This is a genomic window from Pseudomaricurvus alkylphenolicus (assembly GCF_011683955.1).
Taxonomy (GTDB): domain Bacteria; phylum Pseudomonadota; class Gammaproteobacteria; order Pseudomonadales; family Cellvibrionaceae; genus Pseudomaricurvus; species Pseudomaricurvus alkylphenolicus.
On the sequence record NZ_JAAQPI010000026.1, the window covers coordinates 23,556 to 42,598 of the forward strand.

General features: G+C 51.5%; 15 protein-coding genes. 4 read left to right on the forward strand and 11 right to left on the reverse strand.

Features of this window, described 5'->3' with window-relative positions:
- The first annotated feature begins 76 nt into the window (after window positions 1–76).
- Window positions 77–1,126 (forward strand): AraC family transcriptional regulator ligand-binding domain-containing protein, encoded by a 1,050-nt coding sequence (locus HBA55_RS34080; protein WP_167000214.1) that lies wholly within the window; start codon window positions 77–79, stop codon window positions 1,124–1,126.
- Here the strand turns inward: HBA55_RS34080 and HBA55_RS34085 are convergent.
- The 11 genes from HBA55_RS34085 to HBA55_RS34135 all read right to left on the reverse strand — a co-directional run bounded on the left by HBA55_RS34085 (window position 1,123) and on the right by HBA55_RS34135 (window position 15,531).
- Window positions 1,123–2,523 (reverse strand): VWA domain-containing protein, encoded by a 1,401-nt coding sequence (locus tag HBA55_RS34085; RefSeq protein WP_167000215.1) that lies wholly within the window; start codon window positions 2,521–2,523, stop codon window positions 1,123–1,125. The two genes, HBA55_RS34080 and HBA55_RS34085, sit on opposite strands and share 4 nt — an antisense overlap.
- 11 nt (window positions 2,524–2,534) lie before the next feature.
- Window positions 2,535–3,488 carry an AAA family ATPase gene (locus HBA55_RS34090; RefSeq protein ID WP_167000216.1) on the reverse strand — a complete coding sequence of 318 codons (954 nt, stop codon included), beginning with the start codon at window positions 3,486–3,488 and terminating at the stop codon, window positions 2,535–2,537.
- 99 nt (window positions 3,489–3,587) lie between these two features.
- The gene (locus tag HBA55_RS34095) at window positions 3,588–4,361 is read right to left on the reverse strand and encodes an SDR family NAD(P)-dependent oxidoreductase (RefSeq protein WP_167000217.1); all 774 of its coding nucleotides are present in this window, start codon (window positions 4,359–4,361) and stop codon (window positions 3,588–3,590) included.
- Between the two features lie 65 nt (window positions 4,362–4,426).
- A complete protein-coding gene (locus HBA55_RS34100) occupies window positions 4,427–5,572 on the reverse strand; it encodes an acyl-CoA dehydrogenase family protein (RefSeq protein WP_167000218.1) in 1,146 nt (381 codons plus the stop codon).
- A gap of 127 nt (window positions 5,573–5,699) precedes the next feature.
- On the reverse strand, window positions 5,700–7,850 hold the full coding sequence (locus tag HBA55_RS34105) for a 3-hydroxyacyl-CoA dehydrogenase NAD-binding domain-containing protein (RefSeq protein WP_167000219.1): 2,151 nt from the start codon (window positions 7,848–7,850) through the stop codon (window positions 5,700–5,702).
- A gap of 50 nt (window positions 7,851–7,900) precedes the next feature.
- Window positions 7,901–9,109, reverse strand: a complete 1,209-nt coding sequence (locus HBA55_RS34110; RefSeq protein WP_167000220.1) for an acetyl-CoA C-acetyltransferase — start codon at window positions 9,107–9,109, stop codon at window positions 7,901–7,903.
- A gap of 159 nt (window positions 9,110–9,268) precedes the next feature.
- Window positions 9,269–9,400 carry a DUF1993 family protein gene (locus HBA55_RS34115; protein WP_240946441.1) on the reverse strand — a complete coding sequence of 44 codons (132 nt, stop codon included), beginning with the start codon at window positions 9,398–9,400 and terminating at the stop codon, window positions 9,269–9,271.
- An 80-nt stretch (window positions 9,401–9,480) separates the two neighbouring features.
- On the reverse strand, window positions 9,481–12,048 hold the full coding sequence (locus HBA55_RS34120) for a TonB-dependent receptor (RefSeq protein WP_167000221.1): 2,568 nt from the start codon (window positions 12,046–12,048) through the stop codon (window positions 9,481–9,483).
- A gap of 406 nt (window positions 12,049–12,454) precedes the next feature.
- Entirely contained in the window at window positions 12,455–13,513 is a 1,059-nt protein-coding gene (locus HBA55_RS34125) for a zinc-binding dehydrogenase (protein WP_167000222.1), read from the reverse strand.
- Window positions 13,514–13,567: 54 nt separating this feature from the next.
- On the reverse strand, window positions 13,568–14,578 hold the full coding sequence (locus HBA55_RS34130; protein ID WP_167000223.1) for an AraC family transcriptional regulator: 1,011 nt from the start codon (window positions 14,576–14,578) through the stop codon (window positions 13,568–13,570).
- Between the two features lie 17 nt (window positions 14,579–14,595).
- Window positions 14,596–15,531, reverse strand: coding sequence for an alpha/beta fold hydrolase (locus HBA55_RS34135; RefSeq protein WP_167000224.1), 936 nt, complete (start codon window positions 15,529–15,531; stop codon window positions 14,596–14,598).
- 288 nt (window positions 15,532–15,819) lie between these two features.
- Here HBA55_RS34135 and HBA55_RS34140 point away from each other — a divergent pair, with 288 nt between their 5' ends.
- The 3 genes from HBA55_RS34140 (at window position 15,820) to HBA55_RS34150 (ending at window position 18,985) form a co-directional block, all read left to right on the forward strand.
- A complete protein-coding gene (locus HBA55_RS34140; RefSeq protein ID WP_167000225.1) occupies window positions 15,820–16,626 on the forward strand; it encodes a metal-dependent hydrolase in 807 nt (268 codons plus the stop codon).
- A 70-nt stretch (window positions 16,627–16,696) separates the two neighbouring features.
- Window positions 16,697–17,254, forward strand: coding sequence for a 2,4'-dihydroxyacetophenone dioxygenase family protein (locus tag HBA55_RS34145; RefSeq protein WP_167000226.1), 558 nt, complete (start codon window positions 16,697–16,699; stop codon window positions 17,252–17,254).
- 36 nt (window positions 17,255–17,290) lie between these two features.
- The gene (locus HBA55_RS34150; RefSeq protein WP_167000227.1) at window positions 17,291–18,985 is read left to right on the forward strand and encodes an AMP-dependent synthetase/ligase; all 1,695 of its coding nucleotides are present in this window, start codon (window positions 17,291–17,293) and stop codon (window positions 18,983–18,985) included.
- Window positions 18,986–19,043: the final 58 nt, after the last annotated feature.

Genomic DNA, 19,043 nt, shown 5'->3' on the forward strand with positions numbered 1-19,043 from the left:
CTGGTAGTTCAATATAAGTCTAAATAGGTTACACAATATGAGTTTGACATGACTGGACAATAGGGACATGATATTCGTGTCCCTTTCAAAGGCCGCCACTATGCCGGATTCACATCTCGTTAGCACTGCCCCCATCCGACATATCGCCCGTCTTGTTGAGCAACTAGGCGGGGATATTGACCCGCTGTGCCAACTGGTCGGGCTCGAGCGCAATGTCATTGAGGATATGCAGGTCCGGATACCCTATCCCGCCCTGGTTAAATTAATGGAAGCTGCCGCCCAACAATGCCAGCGTCCCGACTTCAGCTTGCTACTGGCGAACATGCAGCATCCATACAATATGGGTCCACTGGGCCTATTGGCAAATAGTGGGGAAAACCTCAATGAAACCCTGGATTATCTGACCCGCTATTATCACTTACACAATCAGTCGGTAAAACTTCTACTGCAGCGAGGGGAAACCTATTCCCAGCTTATTCGAGAAGACTTGTGGCTCGAGAAATTACCCACCTTTCAATACTGCACGCTGACCTTTGCCCACTACTACCTTAATATGCGCTATGCGCTAGGTGAAGACTATAAACCAGCGTTTGTGACCTTTACCTATTCAGCCCCGGTCAATCGCGGCGACTACGAAGACTATTTTCAATGCCCGGTAGAGTTCGAACAGCCTATTAACGCCTTTGGCTTTCACAGTTACACGCTGGATATCAAATTAACCAGAGCCTCTACCCAGGAAAAAAAGTATTTGCACGATTTGGTCCACCGATTGGCGAAGTCCACTGAATTAACTGTCGTGCAAAATGTAAAACTCCTGACCCGACACCTATTGCATAGCGACAATTGCTCCCAGGAGTATATTGCGCAACTGTTGCAGATTCATCCAAAAAAATTGCAACGTGCCCTGAAGGATTCAGGCACTACGTTCCGGGAAATTCGCGCCGACTCGCGCCTTGCACTGGCTGAGCATTTTTTAAAGGATTCCGATATTCCGTTAACGGTCATCTCAGAAATGCTTGATTTTAGTGAGCTTAGCGCCTTATCTCGCGCCTTTAAAAGCAAACATCAGTTAACGCCCAGAGAATGGCGAGAAAGGCACAAACCCGCATTTATAGACGGGCTCTAATTCAACTTCAACAACCCACCGAGAATACGCTGTAAATCCCGCAATGACTGGCACACCTCCACCTGCGAACAATAGGGTGCGTAGCTGGCCATCACCGAATCACCGGTATTCCAGCTATTCCGGCTTTCCGGGTTTAACCACAGCACACGCTTACTGCGCCGATAAACCTGTTCCCAAACCTGTGCTTCTGCGGGGGCATTGTTGTTGCGGGCATCGCCCAGCATGATCACCGTTGTGTGGCGATCAATTTGATCAAGCGCCAAGCCCGAAAAATCCACTAGCGCGCGACCATAATCCGTGGGCTGATTGGCCCACTCATTCATTATCTCCGCCAAGGCATCCTCCAGATCCTGCTTGGCGAAGCTCTGGGTAACCTCCCCCATGTTGCTGGCAAATACAAAGGAGCGAACCTTCGGCAAAACATCCTGTAAACAATAAAGAAACAACAGCAGAAAGCGAGCCATACGACTGACAGAGCCACTGACATCACAGATCGCCATTACTTTCGGCCGCTCTATCCGTGTTGCCCGCCAACGGGTACGAAACTGGATGCCATCAAACGCAGCGTTGGCTGCTATCGTTTTACGAACGTCCAGCATGCCGCGCTTACTTTGCTTGCGACGGCGGCCATGTTGGCTGGCGAGTTGCTTGGCCGCCTTGCGTACCAGGCGACTCATGCGCTGGTAATGATGGGTATCGATATGGCTGAGCTTGATTTGCGACAGGTTCTGGTCGAACTGACGCTGGTTTTTCTGCTCCGCGTAAAGCAGATATTGCTGCTCCACATAGTCGCCCACCTGCTCGCTCAAGCGCAGCTTCCGCTGCTCCAGCTGCTGTAGCACTTGCCTGGCAGGCAGGCTCTGTTGCGTTTCCAACTGCAGCAACTCCTGATTGAGTGCCTCGACGCCCAGTTGTTGCATTATGCGATAACGGTAGCGCCCTTTCTGGGTAAAGAACTGGATTTGGTTAACATTCTCGGACTGCCCGGCTTCAGCAATAGCGCTGGCCATTTGACTGCCTTCACCTGCCATCAACTGCAGGGCCAGTGGCGATTGCAGCTGCTCGGCCAGGGCCTGGGCCTCCACACTGCTTTCGTCCACCGTTTCAGCTTCCCCCGCCTCGACAACTGAAACGGTGCTATCGCTATTATCAGCCTCCACAGCAGTGTCGTGACTCATAGCTGTCTGGGCGCTAAAAAAATGCTCAAAGACAATATCGTAGCTGTGCTTATGGGCTTCGCTTTTGGCCAACACAAGCCCCAGAGCAAGTTTTAACTGCGGGCGTTGTTCAAGCCCCAAAAGCTGCGCCGTACGGATTGCGTCCAGGGTTTCCGCGGTGGATATGGGAATATCCGCCTGACGCAGCGCGTGAATAAAGTCCCCCAGCAACTGGTGCATCAGCTCTGCTCCTAGGGGCGTGAAGCGGCTTTATGGGCGGCGTTAAGCAACTTGCCAAGCTCTGGAGTCACCAGTTCGATATCTTCCTGGAACTTCAGCAACAAGTTCAGGGTTTTCTCCACCCAACCTTTATCCAAATGCTCGATATTCAACAACAGTAGTGCCCGCGCCCAGTCAATGGTTTCACTGACCGCCGGAACCTTTTTCAGTGCCATTTCCCGCAACTGCTCCACAAAGGCCACCAATTGATTGCGCAAGTCGCTCTCGATATCGGGCACCTGGCTGCTGATAATACGTCGTTCCAAGGCAGGCTCTGGAAATGGAATATACAGGTGTAAACAGCGGCGCTTGAGGGCGTCGCCCAACTCGCGGGTATTATTACTGGTAAGGAAGACTATGGGCTTGGATACCGCCTTGACGGTTCCGATTTCCGGAATAGACACCTGGTAGTCAGACAGCAACTCGAGCAAAAAGGCCTCGAACTCCTGATCGGCTTTATCGATTTCATCCACCAACAGGATTGCGCCCTGCTCCGCCTGCAGCGCTTCCAGCAGCGGCCGGGATTCCAGAAACTCATGGGAGTAAAAAATATCGCCAAACTGGTGCAGACGAGCCACAGATTCGTCCAGGCCCTTGGCGCCCCGCAGCACATCACCCAACTGGTCTTTTAATACCTGGGTGTAAAGCAGCTGCTTGCCATATTTCCACTCATACAGGGCTTTGGCTTCGTCCAGCCCCTCGTAGCACTGCATACGAATCAGCGGCGCACTCAGGTATTCCGCAGTTTTTTTGGCCAGCTCGGTTTTGCCCACACCGGGAGGGCCCTCCACCAGTATCGGTTTTTGCAGCTGGCAGGCAAGGTAGACGGCGGTAGCGATGGCATCACTACAAATATAATTCAGGGTTTCAAAGCCCTGTTGTACTGTCTCGGGTGAGGCAATTTTCTCGGCGTGTTGAATAATCACAGCGGTCTTCCGGGACAATTGAATTCAAATTCTTGGGACTCAGTGTACCAGTATTCGCAGCCGAGCCACACACCTGGGCTCGGCTTAATGTCAAAACGCTTAGCGGGGCTGCATACGAATACCACCATCCAGGCGAACACACTCGCCATTGAGGTATTCGTTCTCCGCCATCATTACCGACAGGTGCGCAATTTCTTCCGGGCGGCCCAGACGCTGGGGATTAACCACCATTTGACCCAGGGCTTTAACCACATTGTCAGGCGCGGAATCAAACAGTGGCGTGTGAATCAGACCGGGAACGATGGTGTTCACGCGAATACCCAGTGGTCCCAGATCGCGAGCCATAGGCAGGGTCATACCAACAATACCGCCTTTCGATGCACTGTAGGCTACCTGGCCGATTTGACCTTCGTAGGCTGCAACAGACGCGGTATTGATGATCACACCACGACCGCCGTGCTCGTTAAAGGGCTCGTTCTTTGCCATCTGCTCAGCGGCATAACGGGCCACATTAAAAGTACCGATCAGGTTAACGTCCAGTACTTTCTTGTAAGCATCCAGAGGGAATACACCATCTTTGCCATAGGTTTTGTGCGCGTTGCCAATACCTGCATAGTTATTGCAAATATGGATGGCACCGAATTTTTCCACAACACCGGCAATGGCCGCTGTGACAGAACTTTCGTCGGCCACATTGACGTTAAAGAAGGCTACCTTGTCGGCACCCAGTTCATTCACCAGCGCATCGCCACGTTCGGCGTTCATATCAAAGATGGCTACTTGAGCACCTTTTTCAACATACGCTTTTACAGTTGCTTCACCCAGACCGGAAGCACCGCCGGTAACAATCGCAACCTTTCCTGAAATATCCATGTTTTTACCTACCTCAATTTAATGTGTAAACATCTCTGTGTAGGAGCCCGCTCCTACATGATTCATCAATCAGCCAACAATTCACGACTGATAATTATTTTCATGACTTCATTGGTGCCGCCATAGATGCGCTGTACACGGGCATCAGCGTAGGCACGGGCTACCGGATACTCCCACATATAACCGTAACCACCGTGTAACTGCAGGCACTCATCGATCACTTTGCACTGCAAATCGGAAGCCAGCATCTTGGCTTTGGAGGCGGTAACGGCATCCAACTTGCCCTGCACATGTAACTCCAGGCAGCGGTCGACAAATACGCGCATGGCGGTAATTTCTGCATCCATTTGCGCCAGCTTGAACTGGGTATTCTGGAAATTGGCAATAGGCTGACCAAAGGCCTTGCGCTCTTTCACATAGTCAACCGTCTGTTGCAGAATCGACTCCATAGCGGCTGTCCCCATAGTGGCAACCATAAAGCGCTCCTGGGGCAGTTCCTGCATCAGGTAGACAAAACCCATGCCTTCTTCACCCAACAGATTCTCTTTGGGTACACGCACATCCTGGAAGAACAGCTCAGAGGTGTCCTGGGCTTTGAGGCCTATTTTTTCAAGGTTAGAGCCCTTCTCAAAACCCGGGGTGCCGGCTTCTACCAACAGCAGGCTGATGCCTTTGGCACCGGCATTGGGGTCGGTTTTACACACCACAATCACCAAATCGGCCTGCTGCCCATTGGAGATAAAGGTTTTCGAACCATTGATGACGTACTCATCACCGTCGGCAATCGCCGTGGTTTTTATCCCTTGCAGGTCAGAGCCGGTACCGGGTTCGCTCATCGCAATGGCGACGAGCATTTCACCGCTCAGACACTTGGGCAGGTACTTCTGCTTTTGCGCTTCGCTGGCATTTCTAACCAGGTAAGGCACGGTAATATTGTTGTGCAAAGCGAACCCTGGCCCGCCAAGCCCCAGCTTTGCCATCTCTTCATCCATAACGGTGTTATAGAGAAAATTCAGCCCCATACCACCGTATTCTTCAGGTACCGAAGGGGCCAGAAAACCCATCTCGCCGGCTTTGTACCAAAGGTTACGATCAACCTGACCATCCTTTTCCCACTGGTCATGGTAAGGAACAACGTGGGTTTCAAGAAACTTGCGCACACTCTCGCGGAACTGTTCGTGTTCCGGTTCAAAAATGGTTCTTGGGATCATAATGTTGTCTCTTTTTAGGGTGGATTAGCATCCGCGTAATCCACCGGTTTCTTGGCGCCTCTGAGCTGATTGGTGGATTACACTTCGTTAATCCACCCTACAAAGCTCTAGTGGGTTTAATAGGGAATTACTGAAACGTCTCACCCGCCGCCAGTTTCTCAGCCACAATCGCCGGCGCCTTATAACGCTCACCATACTTAGCTGCCAGTTCATCACAACGGTCGATAAAGTTCTGCAGACCGTAGGTGTTTACAAACTGGATATAGCCGCCCGTCCAGGCCGGTGCACCGATACCCATAATGGAGCCTATGTTGCCGTCGGCTACGGTGCGCAACACACCTTCCTGCAGACACTTGAGACTTTCGATCACCGAGCTAAACAACAGGCGGTCTTTGATGTCTTCATCGCTGACCTCAAGCTCAGGTTTGTAGTAAAGCTCCAGCAGTTTTGGCCAGATGGTTTTGCCGCCATCGCTGTAGTCGTAGTAACCACCGTCGCCGTGGTGACGCCCGCCGCGGTTGTACTCTTTCACCAGTGTTGTCAGCAAGGCGCTAGCTCCTGGACGGGGATCGTCGTCCGCAGAGATAAGTCCTTCTGCCAGCTGTGTTTCTCCCGCCTCTACGCTCAGGCGCAGACTCACTTCGTCATTCACCGTGATAGGCCCAACCGGCATGCCGATGGCTTTACCCAGGTTATCAACACGTACCGGGTGCAGGCCTTCCGCCACCATCTGTGCCGCTTCCATCAACTGCTGGCCAAAGGTGCGAGAGGTAAAGAAGCCGAGGCTGTCGTTGACCACAATCGGCACTTTGCGAATCTGCTGTACATAGTCAAAGGCTTTGGCCAGGGTTTCATCGCTGGTCTTGTCGCCGCAGATAATCTCTACCAATGGCATTTTGTCCACCGGCGAGAAGAAGTGAATACCGATAAACTTCTCTGGGTTGGCACTGGCTTCGGCCAGCTGTGAAATTGGCAAGGTAGAGGTGTTGGAACCCCACACACCACCTTCGGCCAACTGACCCTCAGTGCTGCTGGTGATCTTGTTTTTCAGTGCCATGTTTTCAAACACGGCTTCGATGATCAGGTCGCAACCGGCCAGATCAGCATCCTTATCCGTGGCTTTAATTAAACCCAGCACAGCTTCTTTCTTTGCCTCATCGGCGCGGCCGCGCTTAATGGCTTTATCCATCAGGCCGGCGGTGTAGGCTTTGCCCTTCTCGGCGGCTTCCAGAGAGACATCTTTCAGCACCACTTCAATGCCCGCCATGGCAGAAACATTGGCAATACCCTGCCCCATCATACCCGCACCAATCACACCCACCTTGGTGGTCTTGCTGCGCTCGACGCCGTGCGGACGACTGGCACCGCCGTTCACCTGGCTCATCTGGAAGAAGAAGGCGGTGATCATATTCTTGGCAACCGCAGTCGGTACCAGGCTGGCAAGCTTGCGCGACTCAATACGCAGGGCGGTGTCAAAATCAACACGCAGCGTTTCAATGGCACAATCGAGAATGGCCTCGGGTGCCGGCAAGAGTCCGCGCGTATTTTTTGTCAGCATGGCTGCTGCACCGCTGATCACCTGCGCGACTTTAGGTGAGTTAGCATTGCCGCCGGGAATCTTAAAACCTTTTTGATCCCACGGCTGCACAGCGGCGTTGGCGTTACCTTTGTTTTCCAGAATCAAGGCTTTGGCACGGGGCACCAGCTCTTCGATGCTGTTCACGGTTGCGTCCACCATGCCTTCGCTCAAGGCCTTGGCCGCCTTGATCTTTTTACCTTCCAGCAGATAAGGCAGGGCTTTTTGCAGGCCCAGTAAATTGGTGAGGCGCACCACACCGCCGCCGCCAGGCAACAGCCCCAGGCCCACTTCCGGCAAACCAATAATGACGGCTTTACTGTCCAAAGCAACACAGTAGTTACAGCTGAGGCAGAGTTCATAACCACCACCCAACGCAGCTCCATTAATGGCCGCCACGACCGGCACCGGCAATTTTTCCAGACGGCGCATGTCTTTTTTAGACGTTTCCAGAAAGTTGTAAAACGCTTCAATCTCGTCCGCACCCGTTTTCACCAGGCCGTTGAGGTCACCACCGGCAACAAAGGTTTTCTTGGCGGAGGCGAAAACCACACCGGTCAGCCCCTCTTCGGCTTCCAGACGCTCTAGGGTAGAACGCATGGCTTCGCCGTATTCGGCGTTCATGACATTGGCTGAGCCCGCCATGTCCATGGTGACGGTTACTATGCCGTCGCTGTCTTTGTCGTACTTAAATGCACTCATGTTCTTGTCCTGAATTCTGTTTGCAGTTTGGTAAAGGCTTAATGCAAGCCTTACACGCGCTCAATAATGGTGGAGATACCCATGCCACCGCCCACACACAGTGACAACATGGCGCGCTTCAAGCCACGGCGCTCCAGCTCGTCCAGCATGGTGCTGACCAACATAGCACCGGTGGCGCCCAGCGGGTGACCCAACGCAATAGCACCGCCATTAACGTTGGTGACTTCGTGGCTGATATCCAGGTCTTTCATGTAACGCATGGCAACAGAAGCGAAGGCTTCGTTGATTTCCCACAGGTCAATATCGGATGCTTTCAGGCCGGCTTTTGCCAAGGCTTTTTTGGCAGCCGGCCCCGGGCCCGCCAACATCAAGGTTGGGCAGGTCGACAGAACCGCCGTGGAGACGATACGACCGCGTGGGGTCAGGCCAAGATCTTTACCGGCTTTTTCGCTGCCGATCAGTACCGCCGAGGCACCATCGACAATGCCCGAGGAATTACCGGGGGTATGCACGTGAGTGACTTTTTCCAGCGCGTTGTACTTACGCAAAATAACGTCATCAAAACCCATGCTGCCCATCATTTCGAAAGAGGCTTTCAGATTGCCCAGGCCTTCCATGGTGGTATGGGGTTTAATGAAATCGTCTTTTTCCAGAATCGTCAGACCGTTTAAGTCTTTAACAGGCAAGACCGACTGATCGAAGTAACCGTTATCGCGGGCATGCGCAGCACGCTTTTGGGATTCCAGCGCATAGGCATCCACATCCTCACGGCTGTAGCCATCCAGATTGGCAATGACATCGGCGCCAATGCCCTGGGGTACAAAACCGGTTTTCAATTGAAAAGCCGCATCGCCACTCATAACGCCACCTGCGGACCCCATAGGGACACGGGACATAGACTCAACACCACCGGCAACGACCAACTCTTCCCAGCCAGAGGCAATTTTTTGCGCAGCCATGTTAACGGCTTCCAGACCGGAGGCGCAGAAACGATCCAACTGAACACCGGCGACTGATTCATCCCAGTCAGCATTCTGCACAATCATTTTGGTGATATCACCACCCTGATCACCAACGGGCGAACAACAGCCCATTACCACATCATCTACGTAGGAGGTGTCCAGGTCATGGCGTGCCTGCAAGCCTTTCAACAGGCCAGCCCCCAAATCAACGGGCTTGACTTCATGTAAGGCGCCGTCTTTTTTGCCCTTACTCCGGGGAGTTCGGACAGCATCGTAGATATAAGCGTGATTAGTCATAATTACCTGGTCTCTATCATCTCTGTTTAAAAAGTTACGAACCCTGTTGAGCTCGACCTACCGAGCTCAACAGGGAATAACGGCGGATCAAATCATTGCGATTTACACGGCAACACTCGACAAGGACAACCTCGCTTTGAACGCAGCTACCTGGATCATTCAGTGCCCCACTCGCATTTTCCCGAGAAAATCCATTTTACCCAGCTCAACGCCGTGCAGTCGCAACACGTCGTAGGCCGTGGTGGCATGAAACATCAGGCTGCTTGTGGTTTTAAGAACGCTGGTAAACAAAAAAACAAAAAACCTGCTCCAGATGAATCGAACAGATTTTCTGTAGGTTAATAATTTTTCTTAGATAAACTTAGCCATATTTAGAACCGATAATTAGCCTGTAGCGCAAGCGTGCGCGGGGCGTCCTGAGAACCGGTGTAAGTTGTAGCGCCAGCCCCCAGCAGTCCAGTCAGCGGGGTCTCAAGTATATAGTTGTAGGTGTCTTTATCGGTGAGGTTCTTACCCAACAGGGCAAGCGTCCACTGCTCGGCCTCCAGTGCAATACGCAGGTTTACCTTGGTCGCCGCACCCTGCTTCACCATAGGGTCCATGGTCGCTTCGACAAACTGCTCACCGCTGTAATTGAGATCCAGTGTTGATCGCAGATCAATACCGTCAACGACAGGCATCACATAATCAGCACTGAAACTGGCCACCAGAGAAGGCGTGTACATATTCTCTTCCCCTTTAAGATCACAGCTAGGGGCGGGGTTGGAGGCCGGACAGGCAGCGCCTTCATATTGTTTAAACTCGAAATCCAGGTAAGCCATTGAACCCGACAGGGTCAGACCTTCTGATACGCGCCAGCGACCATCCAGCTCAACGCCCTGACTCACAGATTGACCGGCGTTGCCGACATTAAAGCCTATAACACCGTCGAAGACACTGACTTGCATATCGTCGTACTCGCTGTAGAACAGGGCCAGGTTTAGGTGAGCGGCGCCACCGGCCAAAGACAGCTTGGCACCCAGCTCGCCACTCAAAACAGTCTCGTCTTCATACTCGAAGATATCAACAGAGCCGCTACTGGTCATAGCGTCGAAACCACCGGCTTTAAAACCTTGGCCGAGCGTCGCATAGAACAGGGTATCGCCCGAGTAATCCCACTCCACCATCAATGTTGGCGTAAAGGAACGCTCGGTACGCGTTTCGTCCAAATCATGTTCCGTCAGGCTATTGTAATCCCCATTCAGGGCGATTTGGGCCGCCGTCAATGCCAGGAAGTCATCGCCATCAGTGGGGTCAATGGTGCCGGTTGCGCTGTTGATCAGATCCAGCACTTTCTGAGCGCTTTTTTCTTCTTCGGTGTAGCGGCCACCCAGAGTCACGCGCAGTTCTTCGCTGACATTCCAGGTTGCCTGCGCAAAGATGGCATAGGTTTCGCTTTCACCTTTATAGCGACGCTCTGCGCTATAGCCGGCTAGCGCTCCCAGAACCTCAAAGCCAAAGGGTGCCCCACCCAAGGCCGCACCGGTACAACCGAGAGCACCAGCGGCTATTGAGGCCAGCGAACCGGCGGCATCGGTGGGGTCTGTTAAACAACTAAGCGCGTCCAGAGAGGCCCCCAGCAAGCCAATGTCCGTGTCCAGCCCCCAAGCGGCGCTCAAACTATATTCAAGATCCCACTGCTGGTAGTAGACTCCCGCAATCCAGTCTACGGTTTCACCGCCGGGAGAGACAAAGCGTATCTCCTGAGAGAACTGGTCGTACTCTTCTGGGCCCCTGGCGCTCGAATACGTATCAATACCGTTTGTATCAGGGTCGAACAGACCATACTTATCATAGGCCGCATAGCCGGTCACCGAGGTCATGGTGACACCACCCAGATCCCAGTTTAGGGTAAAGGTAGCATTGTCAACGTCGTATTCGTTGTGCTCTTCGAGGTTGGTGTTACGACGACGGTCAGCCGTACCGTCTTCGCTGCCGCCGGAAGGCAGGCTGCCATCCCAAGACGCCTGATAGAGATCACTCGTGACAGGATAATTAACCGCATTAATAGCACCAGCCCCTTTTGCAGCGCCCAGTAGAGCGCCGGTCGCCGCCAGAGTATCAATCGTCTGTGAGTAGGTGCCGAGCGGGCCGGTATAACCCGCGATCACCTCATTACCCATGCCGTTAAAAAAGTCTACGGTGCTGTTTTCCAGCTTCAAGGTGGCATCGATGTTGCGATTGATATCGAAACCCAGGGTCAGACGAATGGCCTGCTCCTCGCTACCGCCGTCGTCTTGGCCGGTCAGGTTGTTTTTGTAGAAGCCGTCACTTTCCTTATCCCGCACCACCAGGCGCGCGCGAAGGCCATCGGTCAGGGCGCCAGAAACCATAGCATTCAGGGTTTGGGCGTTGTCCTTTGGTTGGTATTCAACACCCAGGCTCGCTTCAAATTCTTCGGTAGGTTTAGCCGTGGTTGAAGACAGGGCTCCGGCGATACTGTTCTTGCCAAACAGCACGTTCTGGGGGCCGCGCAGCACTTCAATCCGCTCCAGGTCCATAAACGGCATGACCGACAAGGCGCTACGGCCCAGGGCAATGTCGTCCATATACTGAACCACTGACTGCTCAAAACCGGTGTTCGTACCGGAGCCAATACCGCGCACGACCAGGAGTTGACTGAAGCCAACATCAGCCATCTGAAAGTTGGGAACATAGGCGGACAGATCGCCAAGATCGGCAATACCCGCCTCCGTCATTTTTTCGCCGGTTACCGCCGACACGGACATAGGTACATCCTGCAGTGATTGCGCTCGCTTTTGCGCGGTTATAATTACCTCTTCGAGTACAAAGTTCGTATCATCGTTCGAATCATCAGCCACAGCCGTAAAACTGACACTGGAGGTAATGGCCGCAATCGCCAAAGACAAATTATAGTTCTTTTTATAGCTTCTGTTCATTATTGAGCTCTCCGAGTAATACCAATTGTTATAGTCCACACCGGCACAATAGCCTTATAAATCTGATGTTCTAAAAAAATATCACGGCCAAAAGTACAGCCACAATACAATGGGGCAGCATTGGCGTAACATGACACCGTGTTGACGCAAAATAACTCACTAATAAATCATTTCAAATGACATCTAACGGCATATTTCTATTAGCGCTCCATGACTTCTTGTTGCCGCACAATAACCTGAACATCTTTATTAACTTATCTCAGAATAAGAAACGCACGGATAAACACAGAGCCTCTAATAGCACGAAGAAATATCACCCGCGATCCGTTTTCACCCCTGAACAGCGAACCGCCTTACGGCTCACCTATGAGCCCCAGGCAGTTTGGTATAGTAATTACAATCAATATTAAATGTACGCCTGTAAACTACCTTTGCGCCAAGGTTCAATAATCACTTTTGTGTGTTCGCCTCCGGACATCAACGCATCAAATGCGCCTTCTACGCTGTCGATACCCACTCGACCGGTAATTAACTTCTGCCAGGGGATTTCCTGCTTGTTTAACATCTCCAGGCATGTAACAAAGTCTTCCGGCGTGTAATAAAAACTAAACTTCAGCACCAGCTCTTTCATCGTTGCATGCATAGGCTCGATAGTAACACTCGAAGAATGGATGCCGGTAAAGACGACCGTTGATCCCGCCGGTGTACGGCGAATCAAATCCGGTATCATTTTGGGAATACCCACGCACTCATAGACCGCAGTCTTTGATTCACCGGCGATTTCAGCCAGTAACGCAAACTCATCTTGCGACTGTGGGTCAACCGTATGTGTCGCGCCAAATGTTTCGGCCAGTTGGCGTTTATCCTCTTGCGGGTCGCTGGCGATGATGGTTTTTACCCCTCGCTGCTGTAAAGCAATGATACACGCCAGGCCAATCGGCCCACAGCCTGCCACCAGTGCAACCGTGTCAGTATCCTGATCTGCTACATTCACCGAATGCAAGCCAACCGCTAATGGCTCGGTAAGTGCGGCGGCCTCGCTGGGCAGTTGCTCAGGTACAGGTATCATCAGGCTCTCGGTTAAAATAAAATATTCCGAGTAGGCACCATAAAGGCCAGGCCCTACACCAATGCCCACCTGCTCCTCACCGTCGAGAATAAAGGGAATGGACGTCACCCGTGTACCTACGGGCAACTGCTGAGAGGTTTCAGGTCCATAGGCCACCACCTCTGCACAGAACTCATGGCCCAAACTTACCGCAAAATCAGACACAGACGCTTCCGAGTCCATCATCCCCTCTTGCTTCATAAGGGGGACATAGTCATCGGCGTGTTTTAGCATATGAATGTCGGAGCCACAGATGCCACAAGCCAGTGACTTGACCAGCACCTGCCCCGGACCGGGTACTGGAGCAGCGACCTCCTCCAGATGCAGTTGTTTGTCTCGCATAACGATTGTTTGCATGATGATTACCTCATGGTGTTGTGTATTATTTCTTGGTGATTTTTCTTTACTTTTTTATTGTGCCGTTCTTATTCTCTGGCGGTACTCAGCCGGCGTACACTCCTCTTTATTCTTGAAAGCGCGACGAAAATTGGCAGCATCCTGATAACCCAATAAGACAGATATCTTCTCCACGGCAAGATCTGTCTTTTCAAGATAACGCAGCGACCAATTGTGTAATTCATTGGCCCTGATTTCTTTAACGCTGGTACCTTCCAGACTCAAACGTCGATTTAACGTGCGCTTGGATATATGCATTTGTTCCGCAACACAGCTTATATCAGGAAACGGTGGTTCAATTGAACGCAAATAAGACACTACATGCTGAGTGTAAGTGTCATTATTCTCCTGTTGCAGCTCTTGCAACGCACTTGCCAGTTTTACCTGCGCCATTTCCCAGAGCTCTTCAACATAAAATGGGTTGGGAGCATCGAAATCCAAATCACGAAGAACCACTTCATTCTGAGCGGCATTAAATACCACGGTATTCTGAAAGGCCTCATGATAGCGATCTGCATAACTGGGCGGGGGGTAGGCGAAACGAAATTCAGCGCCCTTAAGCGGCTGACCATCGATGAGTTCTATATAATTCTTAAATACCATAAACGGCCCTTCGATATAGTGAGGTAGCATAGTCTCATCAGACAGTTCAACGCGAGAACTCAACGTTAACCCATTCAACCCGGAGCGCATAGAGAAGGTTACATTGTTGACAAGAAGCCGAGAATAGGACTCCAGAAGCCGCAAACCGGCACGCAACGTAGGTGCTCTATTAGCGGCCGCCCCCAGGAGCCCAGGAAGACACGCAGTAAGCCGGTGCGTATAAAGTAAAGTCCATGCCGGATCACCAATGATATTAGCTGCGTTTTTTATCACCACTTCATAATCAGAAAAGGGAACATACTTCTTGGTGTTGAGTTGCTCCAGGGTCAGATTGGTGTTATCGAACAACCTGGTTAAAGAAAACCCTTGTCGAGACATATCACGAATGATTGACAGAACAATTGACGGATCCGTGCTGAGCATCTTGGCACCTCAAGCGTTTAGATTGGGTTTATAGCCATGGGCTTTATCGTCTCAGGCGATTCAGTTTGATGGGATCCAAACCATTGCAGTAGCTTTTCATTAACCGCATCGGGTGCTTCCTGTTGAGGGAAATGGCCAACACCCTTAAGAACACAGAGTTCCAACCCCCGTGGGAAGTCATCTTCCACCATGCTGTCACAAAATACGCCAGAGTCAATACAGCCATCTTCTTGACCAATTATAGCCAAGGTGGGCACTGCTAGCCCATGAGCAAGGCGTTCCATAAGCGCCTTACTGGCCTTATTCTGGATAAGGCTGTTTTGACGGTAGTAGGCCAATGCGCCTTGCAAAACACCCGGCTGGTTAAGGGCATCCTTAACCCGTTGCAAACTGGCCGCTGGCCATGACCAGCTTGGGGACCAGCTGCGCCATAACCAGTCGAGAAATTGCCCCTGCTTGCGTTTAATCAGCCACTCGGGCAGCCAGGGCAGCAGGAAAAAGAAGGTGTACCAGGTGTTGCGTAATTGGCGGGGAGACTTGGGCATAAGCTGCACATAACGTGGCACGAAAGGTACCGACATCATCGTCAGCGATTGAAATTTTTCCGGGGCTATAGCGACACAGGCCTGTGCGATAAATGAACCCCAATCATGACCCACAAGATGTACTTTATCGAGCCCTAACTGCGCCATCCAGGCCAGAACATCTTCGGCCATCTGTGTTATCCCAAACTCGCCATCTTCAGGCAGGCTAGTCGTTTCGTAACCCCGAATTGATGGAACAATCACGCGATAGCCGGCCGCACTTAACGCCTCTAGCTGATGAGAATAAGTCTCACGTACATCGGGAAAACCATGCAGCATTATCACCGCAGGGCCAGCGCCTTTGGTGTCAGCCGTAAACTCCAGCGGGGAATTCAATAACTTAAGCTGTTGTACGCGTTGCTGAGGCATGTTGATTCCTATTTATATTGCTCTAGGTGTCAGGTTCTGTATGAACATTCATGCTATAGCAGGGCATCCAGCATTAACAATAGGATGACGTGTAATGACACCCTGTTGGCGCAAGATACCCTGAACCTAGCGATGATTTTTCCCCACTATACAAATCGAAACAACCCCGAATGAAAGAGCCTGTAATCCGATGACACCCTGTTGGCGCAAAATGCCCTAAATTTTGTCGATTATTTCGCGCACTATTTATCCACTGTAAAAATCATCAAATAACAGAGTGAGTAATTCATGAATTCAATAACCGTGCGGAAGATGACTTTCGACTTTCCAGACGATATGGACCTGATGGTAATCCCAGGTGATCGCATTTCATCGGCATTTCTTATAGGTGCAAGTCTATTGTTGCCCTACCTTGAACCCTACCTGATTCGCACCATGCGCAAAGCCATCCCTCTGGTTGAAGACAAAAAAGTGCAAGAGGAAATGAAACTGTTTTGTGGCCAGGAAGCGAATCATTTCAAACAGCATGCGCAAGTCAACGACATACTGCGTCAATACTGCAAAGACCCCGAAGCACTGGCGACCTTGGAAGCAGAGATGGAAGCGGACTACAGAGGCTGGAGCAAAAATCGCTCGCTTAAGTGGAATCTCGCCTATTCAGAAGGCTTTGAAGCTTTCACCTCGGCTGTTACGTTAATGACCTTTGAAATGGGTATGTTGGATGATGTGACTCATCCATTAGCAAAGGTAACAGAATGGCATTTCATGGAAGAACTGGAGCATCGCACAGTGGCTTTTGATGCCTACAAACACGCTGTCGGTGGTGGTTACCTGTTCAAAAACCGTGTTGCCCTGTTTGCGCAATGGCATTTGCTATCTTATGGATGGCGCATGGGAAAATTATTTCTGATGGATGAAGCCGATATGGCGCCGGAATACCGCACAGCCGAGTTCCAGCGTCAAGTCAGAAACCGGGGACTAAAAATGCTGACCAAAGCACCCTTCGTCGTACTGAAGACGTATCTGCCCGGCTATAAACCCCACAAATTACAACTGCCTGAGCGTTTCGCCGAGCTGCAGGCCAAGTATTCTTGATAGACAGTGTTTTCCGGATAGACAGTGTTTTCCGAAAACATAACAAGCAACCCAAAACAGGACCATGACGATGAATGCAAAAAATGAAGCCATAGAAATCACTAACAACAACATTATGGAAGAAGCGCTTATGGGCATCCCCAAGACTGGCGTATCAGACACCCTTCATGTCGGCCAAGATGACCTTCCCTGGGTCGACACTGGCCACGGTGTAAGCATTCAGCTGCTTCACGTAGACCTTGCCCAGGGACTCTGGATAAACCGTTCAAGATTTTCGCCGGGCACCACCCTACCAACCCATTATCACACCGGCATCGTTTACGCCGTCACCCAAAAAGGAAAATGGTGGTACACAGAGACACCGGAACAAGTCAACTCCGAAGGCTCTTACCTGTTTGAACCGGCCATGTCGATACACACACTCACCGTTGACCCGGATACTACCGAAGATACCGAGGTCTGGTTTGCCATCTACGGCGCCAACGTCGACCTGGATGAAGACGGTAATGTGACGTCTATTCTCGACGCCGCCACCGCCTTAAAACTCTATCGCCAAGCCTGTGCCGCCGAGGGTAAATCCTGCGAAGGGATGATTGTTGTTGGCGAAAACCTGACTCATCACGCTTAAACACCCAGTAGCTCCCTAAAAGGTCAAAAATTTACCATGTCAGATCAATCATTTATCACACCACTGCAAGCCTTTTACCAATGGGAGCGCCTGCGCCCCAATGAGATCTTTCTCAGTCAACCATTACAAGGAGATCAGTGGCGTGATTACACCTGGGCAGACGTTGGTCAGCAAGCACGAATAATTGCCCGCGCGCTGCAGGACAGGGGATTAAAGCACGGTGACACGGTTGGCCTTTCGGGGGCAAACTCTGCCTATTGGGTGATCACCGACCTTGCCATCATGATGGCCGGGGGCGTCAGCGTACCGGTGTATCCCTCCATGCCTGCAGACAAACTGCAATACATCGTCAATCACAGCGACATGAAGATACTGTTTACCGACGCAGACGGCGCATCGAGCATCAACAACCTGGCCGCGACGGTTGGCGACACGGTAACACTTATTTCTCTTGGCGATGAAGGGACAAGGGGAGAAAACACGCCGATCACCCCATGGGGTTCATTGCTGGAGAAGGTGGCCCCGATTGATGGATCACCACTGCGTGCCGATGACGATCTTTGGACCATATCCTACACCTCCGGCACCACCGGCATGCCTAAGGGGGTTATGCATTCTTTTTCGACCATGCCCAGATTCGCCGCCACATTCCCCCAGCTTACCCCTCAAGATAACAATGCCGTATTTTTCTCATTCCTGCCGCTCGCCCATATAGGCGAGCGCGCCGCGATCGAGATCCACGCTTTATACGTCGGCGCAAGGATTTATTTTAACAAGAATCTTGACACCTTCGCCCAAGATCTGCTGCACGCAAGGCCCACCTTCTTCTTTGCCGTACCCCGAATCTGGCACAAGCTAAAACAGGGTATTATCGCGAGCATAGGGGATGAGACTTGGCAACAGGTTTTGCAGGACCCCAAGCTTGCCCATACCGTCGGTAAGCAAGCGTTAACCGCCTTGGGGCTGGAACGGGTGACCACCGCTTTTTCCGGTTCGGCGCCAATCGCCAAAGCCGATCTTGAGGCATGGACAACCCTGGGATTGCCACTGTATGAAGGTTATGGCCAGACCGAACACCTGTCAGGACTGAGCAATCGCCCCGGAGCGGTTAAAGTCGGCAGCATTGGTAAATTACAGCTTGTGGAGGAATTGGCCCAAGTCGCGCAATGCAAAGTGGCCGACAATGGCGAGCTGCTATTGCGAGGCCAGGCCACCATGCTGGGGTATTACAAAGATCCCGAAAAAACCGCAGAAACCATTGTCGACGGCTGGCTGCACACCGGTGATAAAGTGCGTGTTGATGAAGACGGCTTTGTATTTATTACCGGTCGCGTCAAAGAGATCTTCAAAACCGCCAAAGGCAAGTACGTTGCCCCAGCGCCTATCGAAGACCAGTTTGGATCGCTTAACCTTCTCGAGCAGTTATGCCTGGTTGGCCGCGGCATGCCACAAACCGTCTTGCTTGTTGTGCTCACGGAAGATGCTGCAACCCTGGAGCGGGACGATGTGGACGCGCAGCTCTGGGCGGCGCTGGACAGTGTCAATGCAAGCCTTGAAGCACACGAGCGCATTAGCCATATCATTATCTGTCAAGAACCCTGGACACCAGACAACGGGTTACTGACACACACATTAAAAATGAAACGTGATGAAATTGAGGAAAAAATGCTTGCGCTCATAAAGGCATGTACAGAAGATTCCTCAAAAACTATAGTATGGGAAGCGCCCTAGTCGCTTTAACGTCAATAAAATAATAATTCCCGCAAGCTACCAATTCAATTTTTAAACC